This is a genomic window from Mesorhizobium sp. M0768 (genome assembly GCF_040320195.1).
Lineage (GTDB): Bacteria > Pseudomonadota > Alphaproteobacteria > Rhizobiales > Rhizobiaceae > Mesorhizobium.
The window spans coordinates 1-16,734 of sequence record NZ_JAMYPD010000061.1 but is presented as its reverse complement, the minus strand read 5'-3'; the positions used below and the strand labels follow the sequence as shown (position 1 = coordinate 16,734).

The window sequence follows — 16,734 nt, the reverse complement described above, 5'->3', positions numbered from 1 at the left end:
ATATCATCGCGTCTCCCCAAAGAAAGCTTGACCCCAGCACTCCGGTGCTCAGGTTCTCCTGGCTGCCGGATGCGCACGTCTGCGGTCTTCACCGGATGCGTACCTTCATCGTGCCGCCCGAACGCGCCGTGTTCGTGCCGTCCGGGGTCCTTCATGAAGTGACCTACCTGCAGGACACCGATCGCAGCTATCTCTTCTTCCGGCCCGATGCGGTCATAAATCTGCCCTCGGATGTCTCCGTGATCGGAACGACGCCGCTGCTGCGCGAACTCATCCTGGCGTTTCTCGAAGTACCCCGTGCGGAGGCCGGCAGCGCTCGCGCCGAAAGACTGGTCGCAGTCATTCTCGACCAGCTTCGGGCGAGTCCGGTCGCGCCGTTGTCTCTTCCCTCGCCGATATCCGAACGCCTTCGGGCCCTCGCCGAAGACATCCGGAACGACCCGGGTGCAGACTGGCCGCTCGATGAGATTGCGTCATGCGCCGCCATGTCCCCGCGCAGCCTCCAGCGTCACTTCCAGTCGGAGACTGGCATGAGTTTTCGCGCCTGGCGGCAGCAGGCGAAACTTCTCAAAGCGGTGGAGTGGCTCGCCGCCGGCCGAAGCGTCGGCGACATCGCCTTCTCGCTCGGCTACTCTGGCCCGAGCGCCTTCATCGCGGTGTTTCGCGCGGCCTTCGGTGCCTCTCAGCATGCGCGCCGTGCTCTCCACCCCTCCCATCAGCGGAGGGATGCGGGGCATGACGAGAGCGCAGCCTGCTCGAAATCAGCAGCTGCTTGTTCCCATGTCGTCGGAATAGCCGGCGCCTAGGCGGGGCCATTGAGACGTGGGGCGTCCATTGGTCCGCATGCGGTGCTTGCCTTCCCACCGTTGTGGCCAGCCGGTGGGAGAATCCTCCCACAACTCCTGCCTCCCATAGACGGTCAGGTCGAGCAGTCGATAGCAATTGTCCATCGCCTCGACGCCGCGCATCCATGTCCAGTAGGTTTCGAAGACCTTGGCGCCCTGCCGCAAGTAGCAAATCAGGTGCATCATGCCGATGCGGCGCCCAGCCAGAAGCATGTCCAGAGAGTCCTGCGCGGAGTACCATGGCATCTTCCAGCCCATGAAGCCGCGATACCGGAGGCTCTCTTCGAATGGGCCTTGCGCAAACGTGGCGTAGGTCACGTCTCGCGCATGAAAAGGCGAAAGCTCGCGGACCTGTGACGTGAACCAGGTGCAGCCCTCGCATTGCTCGGCCGACGGCTTGCCCTTGTGCCACATGAAGTAATACGCAATGAGCAGACGCCGGCCCTCAAAGGCATCCAAGAGCGTCAGGGGCCCGCTTTCACCGACAAGCGGGATGGCAGCGTCCACCTCGACCATCGGAAGACGTCGGCGTGCGGCGGCGATGGCATCGCCTTCTCTGGTATGAGCCTTCTCGCGCACCCGCAAGGCGTCCAGCTCTGTCTGGTATGTAGCCCGATCGACCACCTTGGGAAGGGCCAGTTCCTGTTTCAAGATATCGCTCATGGGAGTGTCTCCATTAGACTGCTTCTTTGTACTGTTGAGTAGAGGCGCTGATCGCCAGCTCGACGCGTCTACAAATCGGCTTTCGTCGGAAACGACATTGTTCTTCATTCCTCAAACTCGACTGCGCCCCAACCTCTCATTGCGCGTCGCGGGCTGCGAAACGCTCAATCAATCGGGCAACCGCCTCTGGATTATCGTTGAGCACATAATGACCAGCATCGGGAATCACCGCACCCTCGACATGGATCATGCCAACCGCGCGGTAGCCTTCGATGAATGTCGGAAGAAGCGCCGAGAAAAGCGATTTCTCGCCAACCGTTACAATCAGCGGGACAGCATTCGGCGCTGCTTGCGATGCATTCCATTTCACGTTCTGGGGGATGGCTCGATAGATCTCGAACGCGGCATGGAGCTGAGGCACGTCATAGACCTTGACGTAGTATGCGCGTTCCTCGGCAGTAAAATTGCCGAGGTCAAAAAACCATCCGAGAAAAGCGTCCTGACGGCCGGGCACCAACTTCTCGGCGAGGCCAGGTGTCTGGATGAAGCCGACATGCCATAGCCCGGCGCCCGCCTCTTTTGAGCCAGCAAGTCCGGCAATGGGCGTGTCGAGGATCATCGCTCCGCGCAGCGAGGCGGAAAAGAGACGGACATAGGCGTAGGTCACGTGAGCGCCGATATCATGCCCCACCACATATGGACGCACGAGATGCAGCGCTTCCGCGAGGCCGTGGATTTGAGTGGCCAAGTTGACGGCGTCGTAGCCGGCGGATGGCGGCGCTGATCGGCCAATCCCGGGAAGGTCTACGGCGACCACCGTGAACCGTTGCGCCAACTTGGGCATGATGCCTTGATATTCGACCCAGTTCTCAGGGAAGCCGTGAACCAGGATGACAGCCGGACCCTGTCCGCCGCGCACGTAGTGCAGGCTGCTTCCGTTGACCGTGACGTCGGCCGATGAAAAACCTGCGGGCGGCACGCCGAGCTGCATTGATTCGGCTGCGGCTGCGTTCAAAACGAGCGAAGCGAAGGCGGCGAGTGCGCTGATCATTAGACAATGAAAGAATTGCTTCGTCATGCTGACCTCCACTCGACTAGGTTCGACGCACGCCTCGAAAACAGTCGCGCAATTCCTGCGTAAAAATCGCAGGCTGCTCGAAGGCGGCGAAATGGCCGCCCTTGTTGAGCTCGTTCCAGTGAATAATGTTCGGATAGACCTTGTCCGCCCAACTGCGTGGCACTCGCACGATTTCCCGTGGAAAGATGCTGATGCCGACCGGAAAAGCGACGACGCCTTGGTTTGGGCCGTGCCCATTGTTTTCGCGATAAAGTCGCGCCGCCGAGGCCGCCGTGTTGGTGAGCCAGTAAAGCGTGATGTCGTTGAGCATCTCGTCGCGCGTTAGCGCGCTCTCAGGAGCGCCGGTGTTGTCCGTCCACGCTTGAAACTTTTCATAGATCCAAGCGGCAAGACCGACAGGAGAGTCCGCTAATGAGTAACCAATCGTTTGCGGTCGCGTTGCTTGCTCTTGGAAGTAGCCGCTGCCGTCCGTACCGTGCCGTGCCATCGCGGTGATTGCCTCGCGCTCGGCCAGTGTCGCACCTTCCGTCGGCAGAGGTGATGGGATGGCAAGCGCAAGATTGAGATGGATCGCGATCAATCCTGAGGGCTTCTGCAGCGCAAGCGTGTTCGTGACGAAAGCCCCTAAGTCTCCGCCCTGCGCAACCCATCGAACATAGCCGAGCCTGTACACAAGCTCAGTCCAAGCGCGTGCGATGCGCTCGATATTCCAGCCGGGAGCTGACGGTTTGTCGGAGAAGCCGTAGCCGGGCATCGACGGGACGATGACATGGAACGCGTCTTCCGCGCGGCCATCATGTGCAGTTGGGTCAGTAAGCGGGCCAATCACCTTCAAGAATTCGATGACCGAGCCCGGCCAGCCATGCGTGAGCACGATGGGCAACGCGTTCTCGTGTCTCGATCGCACGTGCAGGAAATGGATGCTAAGGCCGTCGATCTCGGTGCGGAATTGAGAAAAGGCGTTGATCTGAGATTCGAACCGTCGCCAGTCATACGAAGTACGCCAGTAGTCTACAAGCCGCTGCAACTGATGCAGCGGCACGCCCTGCGACCACCCTTTCTCTGTTTCGGCCTCAGGCCAACGAACCGCAGCAAGCCGACGCATGAGGTCGCGCAGGGCCGTCTCCGGCACGGACACGCTGAATGGTATGATGGCGGGTCCAGCAACCGCGCGTTCGGCCAAGCCGGAAACCATGGCTGCGGTAATGGTGACCGCAGCGCCGGCCTGAATGACATCCCGCCGCGAGATGCTACCCGACATGATCTCCTCCAATTGGTCCGATCATCAACCGCCGCGCGGTCTCCTTGCTCGATCCTCGGCCAAGAGGTGGTCCAGCGCCGCCTGCCTTTTCGGCGGCGGTGAGGACCGTCTCGGCAATAATGCGTTTCTCGGCCGAAGGCGGCGGATTTTCGGATTCGCCGACTCCCGGCAGATCGAATGCCGGGCGCAGTTGTCCTTTCCGAGTTTAGGAAGGACACCTTTCCAGGCTAGGCTGGTCTGCGGCCAGCCATGCAACAGGATCAGACAGGGTTTCCGGGCGTCGCCGGCTTGACGAACCGGGAGCGACGAGCCGCCGAGTGCGACCTTGCAATCTCGGCCATGATCGAACTCGGACAAGAAGAGGTACTCGCGGTAGGCCGCCTCGATGTTCGGCGTTCCCCAGGCCTCATGCCATCGGCGGGATATCTGCCTGATGTCGGTCATCTGCGACCTCGTCGCTGCTCGGTTGCGCTTGGGTCAGTGTCAACCCGACGGCCGTCTAACCCATGAAGGAGCAATGAGTTCCAAGAACACACCACGTCTAGTATGGTATGCGGGGCATACGTTTGCGTATGATTGGAGGACCATAAATGCGCATGAAGGACTGGGATGATTTCAAAACGGTGTTGGCAGTGCTTCGTAGCGGTTCGATCGGCGGTGCAGCTCGCGTACTGAGATCGACCCAGCCCACAGTCAGTAGGCGCCTGCATGACCTTGAGAAAAGATTAGGCTTTTGCTTATTCGAGCGAGATGTCGATGGAGCGAGGCCGACGCCGGTGTGCCAATCTCTCCAAGCTTACTTGGAGAGAATGGAAAATGCCGCGCTTCATGTTGAGCGCCGGCTAGCGTCGAGCGGAGACGGCCTTCAGGGCTCAATTACCGTCACAAGTTTAGACTGGGTGGCGAACTGGATTCTGGCGCCAATCCTCGCTGAATTTGGTCGGCAACACTCGGATCTTGAATTGAAACTCATCACAACGGACCAGCTTCTCAACCTTTCTAGAGGCGAAGCCGACATCGCCTTCCATTTTCTCCCCTTCAAGGAGCAAGATATTCTGGTGCGGAAGGTGGTCGATGTTCGATACGGCTTTTATTGCTCCGAACACTATCTCGCCACACACGGACCTGTAGATGGACCACATGGCGGGCTTGGGCACTTTCTCGTTGGATTTAATGATCCAACGGACATCCTGAGTAATAGTGTGCGCTCGGTTATGCCAAAATCCAACGTCATTCTGACGACAAACAATATAACTTCTCAACTCAATGCCGCCGAATCAGGAACCGCCATCGCGGTACTGCCCTGTGCTCTTGCCGATGGACGGGGGAGTCTTGTCGCCTTGCAGCTCGGCACCCGAGCGTTAGTGGTCCCTCTGAAGCTTGGTATGCATTCTCAACTGCGGAATGTGCCGCGCATACGCGCATTTATGGATTTCGTGATTCCCGCAGTAAGGCGCCGATTAGGGCCACCTATGGGCCGCCGGCACGAAAAGGACGGATCGTGAAACGCCCCCGGTTCATTGGAAATTGACGCGACTTCGAAGGCCGGACGACGACCACTATCCGAACGACGAGGAACTGTTGTCCATCGGCGCCCCCTCGGCTGCCTGCTCGGCCTTGTGCGCATCGACATCCACCACGAGCGGCTACCGCCCGGCCGGCGCACGTCCTATCCGCACGCGAAGAGCGCCGAGGAGGAATTCGTCTATGTGCTGGAGGGGACGCCGGACGTCTGGATCGATGGGATGCTGCATCGGCTCGCGCCGGGCGACGCGGTAGCCTTCCCCGCGGCACGGGCATCTGCCACACGTTGCTGAACAACACCGAGGTGCGCTTGCTCGTCGTCGGCGAGCGTCCGAAGCCCGAGAACAGAATCCACTACCCGCTGAACCCGGACCACGAGCGTACGCGCAGCGACGCCTAGACGAATGTGGCGCCCCGGGTGCTGGGCGGCCACGACGGTCGCGCTCCGCGCCCCGGGCGCGAAGGGCGACCCGCCGGCGCGGGACGACCAAGGGCCTCAGTAGCCCTCATGACAGTCCAGCACCGATCGAGCGGGCCCGCGCGGAGGTACTGGGCGCGGGGGCAGACGTAGAGTCGCCCGCCGTCGGCAGACCTACGAAGGCCTGGTCGCCTCTGTCTAAAGGCCGGAGTCGCAGGAGCCGTGGTCCTTCGGACTTATCTGTCGCGGTTGGGACTCAAGGCGAACTCCGGCGACACAATCTTCAGCGATCCGGCAGCGTCGCCACCGCCCTGGGCGCACCTTGGGCGGCACGCTGGCGGCATCTGCTGCCCCTGGGGCTCGGGCAAGACGGTGGTCCAGAACTTCCTGCATGCCGAGATGAGGAAGGCCGGAGCGCAGCAGGTGTTCATCGACAAGGACCGCGGCGCCGAGATCTTCGTACGCGCGCTGGTGGGAGTCTATCTCATCCTGAATCCCGGCGAGCCCACCGGCTTCGCGCCCTTCAAGGCGCTCGCCGACACCCCGCCGATCCTTCCTGGTCGCGTGTATGGCCATACGTTGTTGTATGGGGTCAATGCACATTCTTGCCCTTGCAACAATTTTACTTCAGGCGCAGAAAACCCTTTTTAAGGCGATGCTGTGGCGCACTTGAGCGCTAGTGAGGCAGTCGTGTTCTCCGAACGAGCAATAAGATGGCGCGTCCGGCGACAGATCATTGGGGAGAGAAGCATGATGACAAAGCATCACGCCGGAGCCAAGAGCGAAGATCGATCGTCCTACCGCACCTATAGTTGAACAGATTTAAGGACGACGGACCGGAGGAAGAGCTCGTGGTGGACATCTCGTAACGACGAGCGGCCGGATCGTCAGGAACATACAGGCACTTTGAGCAGACTTAAAACTGGAGGAAGAACATGCTCAGTAGAATTGTGTACGCGACTCTGTACGTGGCGGATCAAGACAAGGCGCTCGATTTTTATACGAAGATTCTCGGCTTCGGGAAGCGCGCTGATTTCAGCGGACCGGAGGGCCGCTTCCTGACGATAGCGCTCAACGGACAAGGCCCTGATGTGCTCCTCTGGCCTGGCGTCTCTGGTCGAGCTGACGCGACGGCCGGATCGCCTTCGATCGCCATTCCGGGACCGCTAATCATCGAGTCAGATGATCTTAGAAAGGACTTCGACGAACTTCGAGCGCGCGGCGTCAAGTTCGCGGACGCCGAGCCGGAGGACTATCCATTCGGCATGCGCGTGACAGCTCTCGACCCGGACGGCAACCGAGTTTCCCTTCGCCAGACGCGGAAATAGCAGCGCCGTCCAGGAGGACTGACGGCCTGACTTCGACGGACCAGAATCAGGAATCGGGCAATGACGTTCAGAGTTCGCGGGAAGAGATCGGCAGCTCCTGTCGCAGCATTTTCCGTATCGAGGACGCGGCTTCAAATTACGAACGATCTTCGTAATTGTCGTTTTCCATTTAATTCTGCGAATCCGACCTCAACGATTTCAGTATGTTGCCGGCGCACTTAATTTGAAAATGAGCAGTTAATTTGATAATGCACATTGGCTTTTGTCACTTTATGTGAGAATGACGCTCGCGATTTTTTTCTCGCGAGCCTGCGATGACTGACCCCTCCCCCGACGAGATTGATGAGGCGCTTTGGGACGAAGCGTGCAGACGGGCAGATGCGATCCGCAGCTTCCTGAAGCGGAGCCTGCCAGCGCGACGGCCGCAGATGTTGCGGAACTCGCGGCCAGGCTCGGCCTGAGCCAAGCGACAGCATACCGGCTGATAAAGCTGTTCCGCGCCGGCGGGACCATCCTGTCGCTGGTCGATCGTAAACGTGGGCGACCACAGGGGCACCGCGTACTGGGTGATATCCGCGCGACCGGAAGCCGATCCGCAACGCTAGCAAGAAAGCATTCCAGAAAGCGTTGCCGCTCGGAGCGTACAAGCCGCTCCATCTCCTTACCGGACGGACCCGAAATCTTGTGGTCGCGACACCAGAGAAAGACAGCCTCCAGCATCGCCGCGACGGATTGCCCGCCCGGGCAGAGCTCCGTCGCCATCCAACCCGCAAGGTGCGACCCGGTCAGCCCGCTTCATGCGGCGAAAGCCCAGATGGCGCAGAATCTCCCGCGCAATGGCGCCGTCCCGACCGCCCCGAAAAATCGTAACCGCCGAGACCGGTCTCGCGGACACCAAGCTGCTCGGCCAGATACGAAATCGCTTCGTCCGGAACCTCGGTCGCGTCGGTGGCAAAGTATCCGAAAGCTGCGAAGAACTTCAACTGCACCGCCAGTCCGAGCCTCGACCCGGCCGGCTTGGCGTTCACAAAGTCATTGTCGGCAAAAGAGAGGCTCCATTCCGCAGCCAAAGCCTCAGGCGAAACACGCAAACCCATACGTTCACTCCCTGTTTCAGGAGTGAATTCTCAGGTCACCGAGCCTTCGCCGTCAATCCGTTCTGGTAACGTTCCACAACTTGGCCAAAATCGCAGCTTCGGGCCGATTAGGCCGGTTTGGGCCGCGACCCGACTTTGGCTCTACTATCGACAACGATGCCGAATGAGGTCCGCCCGCCGAACTGCTCTCCGTCCTCGATGATTGTAGTCAGCGCATTGTGCGCCGAGAGCGGGTTCACGGCATCGTCGAGCTCGACATCGGAGAGTTTCTTTCTGCCGAACATTCCCCTCCTGCTCCTCGAGGGAAAGCCCGTTCCATGCTTTCAGGCCATGCAGGGTGTTTTTGCACGATCACGTAGCTTCCTCCCACAAAGAGAGGTCCTCCTCGCCGAGGATCGTGGCCTTGACAGCGCCCTCATCCACCGGGCTTTCGGTCCCACGGTGTTTGTCAGGAATGATGGCAATTGCAGCTTGCCAGTGGCGACGACCTTTGCTTGCCTACCCTATTCCGCCACAAGAGGAGGCAAGCATGGAACGGTTTTACTTGGTGGCGATTGTGACGCTGCTTTGCAGCCTGATGGTATTTGGTATGGCGCTAACAGTCGCCAGAACACACAAGAGTACGGGCATTCTCGCCCCGACCATGACTGGCGATCCGCTCCTTGAACGGACCATTCGCGCCCACTCAAACTCGGTCGAATGGCTGCCGATTTTCCTGCCGTCGATGTGGCTTTTCGCCGTCTATTGGAGCGCGCCATGGGCGGCTGCATTGGGACTGCTTTGGATGGTCGGAAGGATTGTCTACTTCGTCGGTTACCTGTCGGCGCCGATGAAGCGGTACCCCGGCTTCTTCATTCAATCGCTCGCCGCGTTCGCTCTGCTCTTTGGTGCTCTTGGCAGGATCATCTATATAATGATGCAGGGATAACTGAGGCGCTCAGGCGCGGCCACACGAAATGTCCGTGATAACCGTAAGACGCATCCGGAGTCCTTCCGGGCTTCAAGACGAACTGCGCTCCGGCGCATAATCGCCGAGTCCGGCGAGGCGCAAGCTCATTCCCAAAGCCGGTACACCTGGGGAGTTCCGGCCCTTGGGCATTCCCAGGGTCACAAGGCCCGCGTTGTACAAAGCGCGGTCAAAACACTTGTGGAGCCAATCTTCGAGGCGCAATTCTGGCATGTTTCCTATGGGTTCAGGCCCGGACGGAGCACGCACGGCGCCTTGATCATATCCGCCGGGCTGCCCAGTCGCATAAACGCGGCGGGGATACCCGGAGGCACGGGATACCACATCCGTGGGTCATCGAGGGAGACATCAGGGGCTACTTTTACGACATCAACCATCACTATGTGATGGAACGGTTACGCAAACGTGTCGCCGACCAGCGGGTGGTAAGGTTGGTCGGGCAGTTCCTGAAAGCCGGCATGCTGGCGGAGGAGCCGTTCTTCCGCACGGAAGCCGGAACCCCGCAGGGTGGGATTGAGTCCAGGGCCGGACGTCGCGCCCTGCGATGATCGTCAGGTAGTCGTCCTCCAGCCGGAAAACTGGGGCCCGACTTCCCGCAAAGGGTCGCAGGCGGCAGACCAGCGTGAACGTGCTGAGCAGCAGCGTTGCGAACTAAGCTGGCTTTCGTATTTCGGATTCAGCGCTCCGCGAAACCTATGACTTTCGGACCATTCTCTTGGCCGCGAAGGTCGCCTCCAAGCCGAGAACCGGGCCGACCCGTCCTAGCCTCCAACCTTCTGCCAGACGGAGATGTGCTTGTCGCTGGTCTGCGTGAACGGCTCCCTTTTCCAGCCACTCCAGCGCTCTTTGAGCGTCAGGCCGGCTAGTCGCGCCATGAGGTCGAGCTCAGCCGGCCAAGCATAGCGGAACGGAACCGAAAAGCGCTGACAGATGCCGTCCCTGAGCCATATGTGATGGGACGAGAAAGTCTGGTTCACCACGTCGAACTCGTCGATGCCCCAATGCGTCTTGCTGAGGTCGAACGCCAGCATCGTCTCCCCGACCGGGAGCCGCCGAAGCGGCGGTACACCGACCTCGATCAGGAAGCGCCCACCCAGTTCGAGATGCGCGGCCGCGTTTTGGAAACAGGCGACCTGAGCGTCCTGCGACGCCAAGTTATTGATCGTGTTGAAGACCAGATAGACGAGCGAAAACTGTCCCGCGACCCGTGTCCTGGCCATGTCACCGATAGCCACCGGGATTTCCGCGCCTCCCATTTTTGCGCGAAGGCGGGCTGCCATCGGCCGGGAAAGCTCTATGCCTTCTACCTGCACCCCTCTCCGTGCGAGCGGAAGTGCCAAACGGCCGGTCCCGATCGCGAACTCCAGCACGCGTCCGCCTCCTGCGAGTTCGGCTAAGAGATCAACGGCCGGGTCGACGACCTCTGGCGCCGACATCCTGTCATCGTCATCGTAGGTCGCCGCGACCTTTTCATCGAAGTATCCGTCGTCATGCATTTCCGTTTGCCTTTCTGCTGGTGATCTGCTCCGGGGAGGCTGTGCTAGCGCGCGGCGCCGGTTCGCGGGCGGCGTGAATCCGCGGCCGCCTCGAGAAGGGATCAGCGAGGGCTTCGACCCATCCGCACGGGATCGGCGGTTCCTCGGGTCCGGTTGCCTCCATGCCGGCGGCTTGCAATCGGTTTGGCCCCGTGCCGCTTCCGACCGCGCCATATCGGGCGATCTCGCGAATGTCATGGCGTGCGATGCCCATATCTGTCAGATCGCGATCCGACAGGCGCCGCAGCGCATGTTCAGTCTCGCTGCGTTGCCACCAACCCGCTATGACGAAGCCCCGAACAGGTAGGGCCCGCAGGCTCACCAAAAGGCCACGGGCGAGGCGCTCCGGCACTTCGATCATCTGCAGTTCGAGTGTCATAACTGTCACCCGCGGATGCGTAGCGTTGGTGCAAACCTAGTGAAGTGCCCACCGACATGTTATCGCTAGTCTGACAAATTGTATTTCTGAGCCGCCATGATCGCTCGCGACAACCTGATTAATGTTCATCTGCCGGAAGACGGCTCTGGCGATTATCCGCACACCGCCGTCGCTCAGGGCGGAGTCGAGCCGGCGGGGCAGACCTACGCGTTCCATGCGCATCACCGCGCGCAGCTTTTTCAGATCGTGCGAGGTTCGCTGAGGCTGGAAACGCAGCGAGGCTACTTCATCGTGCCGCCCGAACGCGCCGTGTTCGTGCCGTCCGGGGTCCTTCATGAAGTGACCTACCTGCAGGACACCGATCGCAGCTATCTCTTCTTCCGGCCCGATGCGGTCATAAATCTGCCCTCGGATGTCTCCGTGATCGGGACGACGCCGCTGCTGCGCGAACTCATCCTGGCGTTTCTCGAAGTACCCCGTGCGGAGGCCGGCAGCGCTCGCGCCGAAAGACTGGTCGCAGTCATTCTCGACCAGCTTCGGGCGAGTCCGGTCGCGCCGTTGTCTCTTCCCTCGCCGATATCCGAACGCCTTCGGGCCCTCGCCGAAGACATCCGGAACGACCCGGGTGCAGACTGGCCGCTCGATGAGATTGCGTCATGCGCCGCCATGTCCCCGCGCAGCCTCCAGCGTCACTTCCAGTCGGAGACTGGCATGAGTTTTCGCGCCTGGCGGCAGCAGGCGAAACTCCTCAAAGCGGTGGAGTGGCTCGCCGCCGGCCGAAGCGTCGGCGACATCGCCTTCTCGCTCGGCTACTCTGGCCCGAGCGCCTTCATCGCGGTGTTTCACGCGGCCTTCGGTGCCTCTCCTGGAAAGTATTTTCAAGAGCCATCTCCGGAAGCTTAACGCGGTGTCGCTCCGCTGACGCTTCAAAGCCAAGCCCGCGCGCCTCACCGATAAGAGCTTTCGGCGCGGGTATCCCTTGTCTCATCGCCCTGTCAACGCCTTAATGAGCGAAACCAAGCTGTCGCGCGCTCGCTCGTCGAGTGCGCTTTCGGCCGCCATGCAGGAGATCATCAAGCTCATCCAATCAGCCGGGTTTTGTGTCGGGGTCTGGCTGGCTGAATTCCACATAAGATGCAGGTCGTCCGGCACGAAGACGACCCTCCACGATCCTTTGATACCGTTGGCAAGGTTGTAGGCGAGGACGGTCATGGCGGGGCACTCCTTTCGCCGTGGAGCGTGCCTATCTCACGGGGAAATTCCATCAACAGAGTAGTATTGACGCTCGCGCTTTCTCAGAATCCAACGTCCACGTGATGCCGGAAGGTGCAGCTACCTTTTTGTGCATCTCGATGGAACACGGGACCGCCGCGAAAGTTCGGTGCACGCAGCGAATCCTCCCCCTCCAGGTATTGCTGCAGATCGCTATCCCGATCGGCCCGCGCTCCCAGCAAGGCGCGGGCCTCGGCCTGTGGTGCTCATGCCATCTACTTCGATCCGCAAGATGGAATATGATCTGGATAGAAGGACCCTCTCTGTGTGGTTCGTCGCCAGCGGCAAGCGGTACGAGTTTGAGGGGGTACCGCCAGAAACGTTTGCCGCGTTCCGGGCCGCGTTCGCCAAGGGCCGCTATTTCAACGACCACATTCGCAACAATTTCCGCTACCGTCTGGTTGCGAGCGATAGCGACCCAGGATGACCTGACCTGCCGGCGGCTCAGTCGTCCTATCGCTCCAACCGGCGGTTGGTGGTCGCGTTGCCGCTGTGGCGCTTAGGGTTGGTTACGGTCCGCGCTCACCTGGCAAGACCAACCCCCCGCATCCCCCCGCCTGGTGCAAAGCGTTTGATCGGTCCCGCCGTTCTGGCAGTGCGGCGGGACTTTTTTGCGGTCCAGGTGGAGCATCGGCGCGCGGGGAAGGCGCGGTGCACGCAGCACCTTTTCTCATCCAACGTACCCGGTGGCGCGCTGAAGGTCTCAACGTCGGTCTGCCGCCGGAGCTCAACTAGCTGGACTATTGCTCGACCGGAAGGCGCTCGTGCTGGGACTCAGCGTGGTGGAAGACCTGTCCAAGATCGCGCGCGTCGAACGTTTGGCCGCAGACTGGGCAGTAGACCAAGTGCTTCGACTCGTCCTCTACCGGCCCGTCATGCGGCCTGCCCTCATAGCCCGTCGCGATGTTGTCGGTTCTAATCCGGGGCAACGACAAGTGCCTTTCGTCGGTTTGGCGGCCTATATTTCTCCACCAATCGGACCTTGTCACGGTCGACCGTGACCAGCGGCCCGAGTTCGATCGTCACGGTGTCCTCGTCGATGCGCGTGACCTCGCCTTTCAGGTCGATTTGCTGGCGTCGGTTCACCTTGGTGTGGTCGATCATGGAATGTGGGAAGTCGTAACCTGGGAAAGAGACGCTTACGCGGTCCTCTGTTATCCGCCTTCGAACCGTGGCAGTAATCGCCACCTGGTCACCAATGCCTATTCCCCGAGCCATGCCATGGATTCTGGTGCGGGCAGCGTCTTCTTCAAGAGGCTTCTAATATACGCCCGGCATCCTAAGGCTGACCTATGACCAGAGTTACAAAAGTTGAACTTCATCGGGGAACACTCCTTCTGTCTGCCTGTTCGATTTGCCAGGCGCATCCCGCGCATTCAGACAGGAGAAAGAAGATGAAACGCATCCTTTTGGCTTCGGCCGTGCTGGCAGTGTCGGCAGGGCTTTCCTTTGCCCAGACGACCAGCGGAACTTCGAGCGGAACCTCGACGAGCGGAACCTCGACCACGACAACCATGCCCAGTACGACGGATCAGGGCACCGGCACGACGAGCAGCGGGACCAACATGTCCGGCGATCAGGGCACCGACACGACCACCACCAGCGGCACCACAAATCCGAACTCGGCCAGAGACTGCGCGCCCGGCCAGCAGACTGGCAGCGCCCAGCAGGCTGCGCCAGGTCAGCAGGACACGACAGCCAACACCGCCGCGCCAGGCCAGGTGAAAAAGACCGACGAAGGTTGCTGATTGTCGGCGCAGGGAAGATGCAAGCGCCTTTGAACAGCCCAAGGGTGCGGCCCTGTCCGGCCGGATATGGAGCGGACGAACCGATAGATGGGAGCTCGACGGCTAGGGCACGCGTCCAGCGCAGCGCGTCCCTGGCGTCTTCCGGTTACTGGAGAAGCAAGCCAGATCCGGGCCATCGCAAGCGTGCTTCACCTGCCGCGGCCCGCCCGTCCAAGACGCGTAGCATGTGCCGTCGCGTGAAGGCACCCGGGCATCGCGATCGATCGTAACCTTTCACTGCAATGAGCGCGGCTCATCGCCGATCATGTGACCTGATATCCACTCCCACTGGTCGTCGCGGAGGATCAGACGATCCATAGTTCCCATGGCTGCCTGCAAAAGACAGCCTTGAATCTGATCTGCTCAGAAGTGGAAGTCGGGTGTGCTCGAAGCCTGCTGGCGGATCGGCGGCTGCAGCACCGCCGAACTTGCGGCCATGAATGTCATGCGACAAGGCCCCGATGTCCAGTTCGTATGCGCTTCGCCGGTCAAAGCTTTCGGCATAAATTGTCGGCTGCCGGCCAACGCTACCGTGCATTTCCAGGAGAGGATCCCGACGAGCGTGCCATCACGCGCTACACGGCGGTTACGCGGATATCACGGAGGTCCGCTTAGCGACAATCACGGGAGTGATCGACGAACTCGAAAGACAGGCGGCCGAAAACCTCGGAGCTCAATGTTCGAAGAAAGGGCGGCAAGACGATCGTCGATGGCGAAGTCGAGTTGGATGCGCTCGTGATGGTGGTCGTCGGTTCGACGGCAGGCGGCCCTAAGAGCCGGCCCGTCTTATTCGGCTTGCCTGGAATCAAGGAACATGGGGAGGAGTCTTTTGTTCGGAAGTTACAGGAACCGGATCTATGGGAGCGACTGAGAATGAGACAAGACATTGTGGCTGGCGCGAAGTTCCCCGACTACGTTCTTCCCGACCACACCAAGACGCCACGGCGGCTGTCGGACCTGCAGGGCGACCAGCTGATGATCGTGATGCTGACGCGTGGGTTCTTCTGCCCAAAGGACCGGCAGCAAATGCTCGAACTGGTGCGGTTTCACCCGCAATTGGTCGTCGGCTACACCCAGCTCGTCACGATCACCACGGATGATTGGCATACGACCAACAATTACCGCCAGCAGACCTCGGCACCTTGGCCCTTTCTGTGTGACGAGGAACGGCTCGTGCAGAAGGACCTGGACATCAAGGAATACACCGACACCACGCACGACGTGATGATCCCGCACACGATCGTGCTCGGGCGGGACCTCGAAGTCTTCAAGGTCCACAACGGTTATTATTACTGGGGCCGCCCCTCCACCGCCGAATTGCACGCAGAACTGCGCGAACTGGCGCGAAGAACCTATCGCGACTGGGACATCACCGAACCCGAGCTGCGGGAGAAATGGAAGAAAGGCGATAAATCCGACTTCTACCCCTATGGCGGGAATTCCATCTCCATGGAGACACTCATGCTCCAGATGGCCGGAGCGGTCGACCAATATGCCGGCCCGGCAAAGAGAAGCTGAACGGATGAAGGCAGCATCGCTCGCGGCGGTCTTCTCGCGGTGACGCTTTTCGTCCAGCCACGCTTGGTAATCGAACCTTTTTCCGATCTGGGCCTGCTACTGGATTTCCGCTTCGGCAACAGGGCCATGCTGTTCGATCTCGGAGATCTTTCGACGCTTTCGCCGCTTGAAATCTGGGGATCTCGCGCGTCTTCGTGACGCATATGCATATCGATCACTTCAGCGGTTTCGATCGCCTGCTCAGGCTGTGTTTCATGTCCTGGTCCTCTGGATGGGCCAGAACGAACCTCAAACCGGATTAGATCACAGGGGTCTCAGACCGACTATGACATCGTGTGCCTTCAGGAACTGAAGACTTCGGATGAGAAATTTCCCGCGGAAGCCGTCAGGAACGCCGGTTATGGCGCGATCTGGCACGGGCAAAAGTCCTATAACGGTGTAGCTATACTCGCACGGGGAAAGGAGCCCCTGGAGCGTCGACGCGGCCTGCCGGGAGACCCCGACGATACTCACAGCCGGTATATCGAGGCAGAGGTGGATGGGATCGTCGTGGGGTGCATCTACCTGCCCAACGGCAATCCAGCGCCCGGCCCGAAATTCGACTATAAGCTCCGCTGGTTCGACCGTCTGATCAGCTACGGCCAGCTACTGCTCAAGGAGGGGATCACAAGCGTTCTGTGCGGCGACTACAACGTCGTGCCAACGCCGATCGATGCCGTGGTGCCGAGACGTTGGCTAGGCGACGCAGTCTACTTTCCGGAGAGCAGGCAGGCCTACGCCGAAATGCTAGACAATGGCTGGATGGATGCCGTCCGCTGCATTCATCCGGAGAAAGGCATCTACACGTACTGGGACTTCTCCTACCGAGGCGGTTATGATCGGAGCTCCGCCCTGCGGATGGACCACCTCCTCGTCAGCCCATCACTTTCGAACAGGTTACGTGACGCGGGCGTGGACGCTGACCTGCGAGGCTGGGAAAAGCCGAGTGATCACGTGCCCGCCTGGATAGAGATCGACCCGTCCGGCAAGTAGTTGACATGATCGAATGTTCGGCGGAATCGC

At 60.3% G+C, this 16,734-nt stretch carries 21 protein-coding genes and 3 pseudogenes; 14 read left to right on the top strand and 10 right to left on the bottom strand.

Annotated features, from left to right (window positions below; translation table 11 throughout):
* Window positions 1–806, top strand: an 806-nt coding sequence (locus NKI08_RS33575; protein WP_352775636.1) for an AraC family transcriptional regulator, incomplete at its 5' end; no start/stop codon positions are given.
* On the opposite strand, the gene NKI08_RS33570 is transcribed toward NKI08_RS33575, so the two are convergent.
* From NKI08_RS33570 to NKI08_RS33555, 4 genes are all read right to left on the bottom strand, one after another.
* The gene (locus NKI08_RS33570; protein WP_352775634.1) at window positions 762–1,508 is read right to left on the bottom strand and encodes a DUF899 family protein; all 747 of its coding nucleotides are present in this window, start codon (window positions 1,506–1,508) and stop codon (window positions 762–764) included. The two genes, NKI08_RS33575 and NKI08_RS33570, sit on opposite strands and share 45 nt — an antisense overlap.
* A gap of 136 nt (window positions 1,509–1,644) precedes the next feature.
* On the bottom strand, window positions 1,645–2,586 hold the full coding sequence (locus NKI08_RS33565; protein WP_352775632.1) for an alpha/beta fold hydrolase: 942 nt from the start codon (window positions 2,584–2,586) through the stop codon (window positions 1,645–1,647).
* A 16-nt stretch (window positions 2,587–2,602) separates the two neighbouring features.
* Complete coding sequence (locus NKI08_RS33560; RefSeq protein ID WP_352775629.1) at window positions 2,603–3,847, bottom strand: epoxide hydrolase family protein; 1,245 nt, start codon at window positions 3,845–3,847, stop codon at window positions 2,603–2,605.
* Window positions 3,848–3,871: 24 nt separating this feature from the next.
* A complete protein-coding gene (locus NKI08_RS33555) occupies window positions 3,872–4,291 on the bottom strand; it encodes a hypothetical protein (protein ID WP_352775626.1) in 420 nt (139 codons plus the stop codon).
* A gap of 146 nt (window positions 4,292–4,437) precedes the next feature.
* On the opposite strand from NKI08_RS33555, the gene NKI08_RS33550 reads away from it, so the two are divergent.
* The 5 genes and pseudogenes from NKI08_RS33550 to NKI08_RS33530 form a co-directional block, all read left to right on the top strand.
* Complete coding sequence (locus NKI08_RS33550; protein WP_352775623.1) at window positions 4,438–5,352, top strand: LysR family transcriptional regulator; 915 nt, start codon at window positions 4,438–4,440, stop codon at window positions 5,350–5,352.
* Between the two features lie 22 nt (window positions 5,353–5,374).
* Window positions 5,375–5,765 (top strand): annotated as a pseudogene (locus NKI08_RS33545) (cupin domain-containing protein); the annotation flags it as partial.
* 246 nt (window positions 5,766–6,011) lie between these two features.
* Window positions 6,012–6,440 carry a hypothetical protein gene (locus tag NKI08_RS33540; protein ID WP_352775620.1) on the top strand — a complete coding sequence of 143 codons (429 nt, stop codon included), beginning with the start codon at window positions 6,012–6,014 and terminating at the stop codon, window positions 6,438–6,440.
* A 284-nt stretch (window positions 6,441–6,724) separates the two neighbouring features.
* Complete coding sequence (locus tag NKI08_RS33535) at window positions 6,725–7,117, top strand: VOC family protein (protein WP_352775618.1); 393 nt, start codon at window positions 6,725–6,727, stop codon at window positions 7,115–7,117.
* Window positions 7,118–7,481: 364 nt separating this feature from the next.
* Window positions 7,482–7,619: pseudogene (locus tag NKI08_RS33530) on the top strand (helix-turn-helix domain-containing protein); the annotation flags it as partial.
* Window positions 7,620–7,902: 283 nt separating this feature from the next.
* Here NKI08_RS33530 and NKI08_RS33525 read toward each other — a convergent pair.
* Entirely contained in the window at window positions 7,903–8,214 is a 312-nt protein-coding gene (locus NKI08_RS33525; protein ID WP_352775616.1) for a DUF4158 domain-containing protein, read from the bottom strand.
* Between the two features lie 107 nt (window positions 8,215–8,321).
* Window positions 8,322–8,498: a hypothetical protein gene (locus NKI08_RS33520; protein WP_352775614.1), complete on the bottom strand. Its 177-nt coding sequence runs from the start codon at window positions 8,496–8,498 to the stop codon at window positions 8,322–8,324.
* Between the two features lie 245 nt (window positions 8,499–8,743).
* Here NKI08_RS33520 and NKI08_RS33515 point away from each other — a divergent pair, with 245 nt between their 5' ends.
* Complete coding sequence (locus tag NKI08_RS33515; protein ID WP_352775612.1) at window positions 8,744–9,142, top strand: MAPEG family protein; 399 nt, start codon at window positions 8,744–8,746, stop codon at window positions 9,140–9,142.
* Between the two features lie 800 nt (window positions 9,143–9,942).
* Here NKI08_RS33515 and NKI08_RS33510 read toward each other — a convergent pair.
* Entirely contained in the window at window positions 9,943–10,677 is a 735-nt protein-coding gene (locus tag NKI08_RS33510) for a class I SAM-dependent DNA methyltransferase (RefSeq protein ID WP_352775610.1), read from the bottom strand.
* Complete coding sequence (locus NKI08_RS33505) at window positions 10,670–11,095, bottom strand: DUF1127 domain-containing protein (protein ID WP_352775607.1); 426 nt, start codon at window positions 11,093–11,095, stop codon at window positions 10,670–10,672. Before NKI08_RS33505 ends, NKI08_RS33510 begins: the two co-directional genes overlap by 8 nt.
* 96 nt (window positions 11,096–11,191) lie before the next feature.
* Here NKI08_RS33505 and NKI08_RS33500 point away from each other — a divergent pair, with 96 nt between their 5' ends.
* The gene (locus tag NKI08_RS33500; protein ID WP_352775604.1) at window positions 11,192–11,998 is read left to right on the top strand and encodes a helix-turn-helix transcriptional regulator; all 807 of its coding nucleotides are present in this window, start codon (window positions 11,192–11,194) and stop codon (window positions 11,996–11,998) included.
* An 81-nt stretch (window positions 11,999–12,079) separates the two neighbouring features.
* Here NKI08_RS33500 and NKI08_RS33495 read toward each other — a convergent pair whose 3' ends face one another.
* The gene (locus tag NKI08_RS33495; RefSeq protein WP_352775602.1) at window positions 12,080–12,307 is read right to left on the bottom strand and encodes a hypothetical protein; all 228 of its coding nucleotides are present in this window, start codon (window positions 12,305–12,307) and stop codon (window positions 12,080–12,082) included.
* A gap of 268 nt (window positions 12,308–12,575) precedes the next feature.
* On the opposite strand from NKI08_RS33495, the gene NKI08_RS33490 reads away from it, so the two are divergent.
* Window positions 12,576–12,794 carry a KTSC domain-containing protein gene (locus tag NKI08_RS33490; RefSeq protein WP_023722567.1) on the top strand — a complete coding sequence of 73 codons (219 nt, stop codon included), beginning with the start codon at window positions 12,576–12,578 and terminating at the stop codon, window positions 12,792–12,794.
* Window positions 12,795–13,282: 488 nt separating this feature from the next.
* Here the strand turns inward: NKI08_RS33490 and NKI08_RS33485 are convergent, their stop codons facing one another.
* Window positions 13,283–13,471 (bottom strand): hypothetical protein, encoded by a 189-nt coding sequence (locus NKI08_RS33485; protein WP_352775599.1) that lies wholly within the window; start codon window positions 13,469–13,471, stop codon window positions 13,283–13,285.
* A gap of 290 nt (window positions 13,472–13,761) precedes the next feature.
* On the opposite strand from NKI08_RS33485, the gene NKI08_RS33480 reads away from it, so the two are divergent.
* The 5 genes and pseudogenes from NKI08_RS33480 (at window position 13,762) to xth (ending at window position 16,704) form a co-directional block, all read left to right on the top strand.
* Window positions 13,762–14,115, top strand: a complete 354-nt coding sequence (locus NKI08_RS33480) for a hypothetical protein (protein WP_352456137.1) — start codon at window positions 13,762–13,764, stop codon at window positions 14,113–14,115.
* Window positions 14,116–14,530: 415 nt separating this feature from the next.
* Window positions 14,531–14,893, top strand: a pseudogene (locus tag NKI08_RS33475) (DUF3182 family protein); the annotation flags it as partial.
* Window positions 14,894–15,027: 134 nt separating this feature from the next.
* On the top strand, window positions 15,028–15,672 hold the full coding sequence (locus NKI08_RS33470) for a redoxin domain-containing protein (protein WP_352503897.1): 645 nt from the start codon (window positions 15,028–15,030) through the stop codon (window positions 15,670–15,672).
* Window positions 15,673–15,875: 203 nt separating this feature from the next.
* The gene (locus NKI08_RS33465; protein WP_352775596.1) at window positions 15,876–15,974 is read left to right on the top strand and encodes a hypothetical protein; all 99 of its coding nucleotides are present in this window, start codon (window positions 15,876–15,878) and stop codon (window positions 15,972–15,974) included.
* Window positions 15,940–16,704 (top strand): exodeoxyribonuclease III, encoded by a 765-nt coding sequence (gene xth / locus NKI08_RS33460; RefSeq protein WP_352775638.1) that lies wholly within the window; start codon window positions 15,940–15,942, stop codon window positions 16,702–16,704. Before NKI08_RS33465 ends, xth begins: the two co-directional genes overlap by 35 nt.
* Window positions 16,705–16,734 lie beyond the last annotated feature (30 nt).

Coding starts and splice junctions, on each gene's coding strand:
- NKI08_RS33465 (WP_352775596.1), top strand. CDS start 15,876: ATGCATATCGATCACTTCAGCGGTTTCGATCGCCTGCTCAGGCTGTGT.
- NKI08_RS33560 (WP_352775629.1), bottom strand. CDS start 3,847: ATGTCGGGTAGCATCTCGCGGCGGGATGTCATTCAGGCCGGCGCTGCG.
- NKI08_RS33495 (WP_352775602.1), bottom strand. CDS start 12,307: ATGACCGTCCTCGCCTACAACCTTGCCAACGGTATCAAAGGATCGTGG.
- NKI08_RS33570 (WP_352775634.1), bottom strand. CDS start 1,508: ATGAGCGATATCTTGAAACAGGAACTGGCCCTTCCCAAGGTGGTCGAT.
- NKI08_RS33500 (WP_352775604.1), top strand. CDS start 11,192: ATGATCGCTCGCGACAACCTGATTAATGTTCATCTGCCGGAAGACGGC.
- NKI08_RS33490 (WP_023722567.1), top strand. CDS start 12,576: ATGCCATCTACTTCGATCCGCAAGATGGAATATGATCTGGATAGAAGG.
- NKI08_RS33480 (WP_352456137.1), top strand. CDS start 13,762: ATGAAACGCATCCTTTTGGCTTCGGCCGTGCTGGCAGTGTCGGCAGGG.
- NKI08_RS33550 (WP_352775623.1), top strand. CDS start 4,438: ATGCGCATGAAGGACTGGGATGATTTCAAAACGGTGTTGGCAGTGCTT.
- NKI08_RS33525 (WP_352775616.1), bottom strand. CDS start 8,214: ATGGGTTTGCGTGTTTCGCCTGAGGCTTTGGCTGCGGAATGGAGCCTC.
- NKI08_RS33555 (WP_352775626.1), bottom strand. CDS start 4,291: ATGACCGACATCAGGCAGATATCCCGCCGATGGCATGAGGCCTGGGGA.
- NKI08_RS33535 (WP_352775618.1), top strand. CDS start 6,725: ATGCTCAGTAGAATTGTGTACGCGACTCTGTACGTGGCGGATCAAGAC.
- NKI08_RS33470 (WP_352503897.1), top strand. CDS start 15,028: ATGAGACAAGACATTGTGGCTGGCGCGAAGTTCCCCGACTACGTTCTT.
- NKI08_RS33485 (WP_352775599.1), bottom strand. CDS start 13,471: ATGATCGACCACACCAAGGTGAACCGACGCCAGCAAATCGACCTGAAA.
- NKI08_RS33520 (WP_352775614.1), bottom strand. CDS start 8,498: ATGTTCGGCAGAAAGAAACTCTCCGATGTCGAGCTCGACGATGCCGTG.
- NKI08_RS33565 (WP_352775632.1), bottom strand. CDS start 2,586: ATGACGAAGCAATTCTTTCATTGTCTAATGATCAGCGCACTCGCCGCC.
- NKI08_RS33515 (WP_352775612.1), top strand. CDS start 8,744: ATGGAACGGTTTTACTTGGTGGCGATTGTGACGCTGCTTTGCAGCCTG.
- NKI08_RS33505 (WP_352775607.1), bottom strand. CDS start 11,095: ATGACACTCGAACTGCAGATGATCGAAGTGCCGGAGCGCCTCGCCCGT.
- NKI08_RS33510 (WP_352775610.1), bottom strand. CDS start 10,677: ATGCATGACGACGGATACTTCGATGAAAAGGTCGCGGCGACCTACGAT.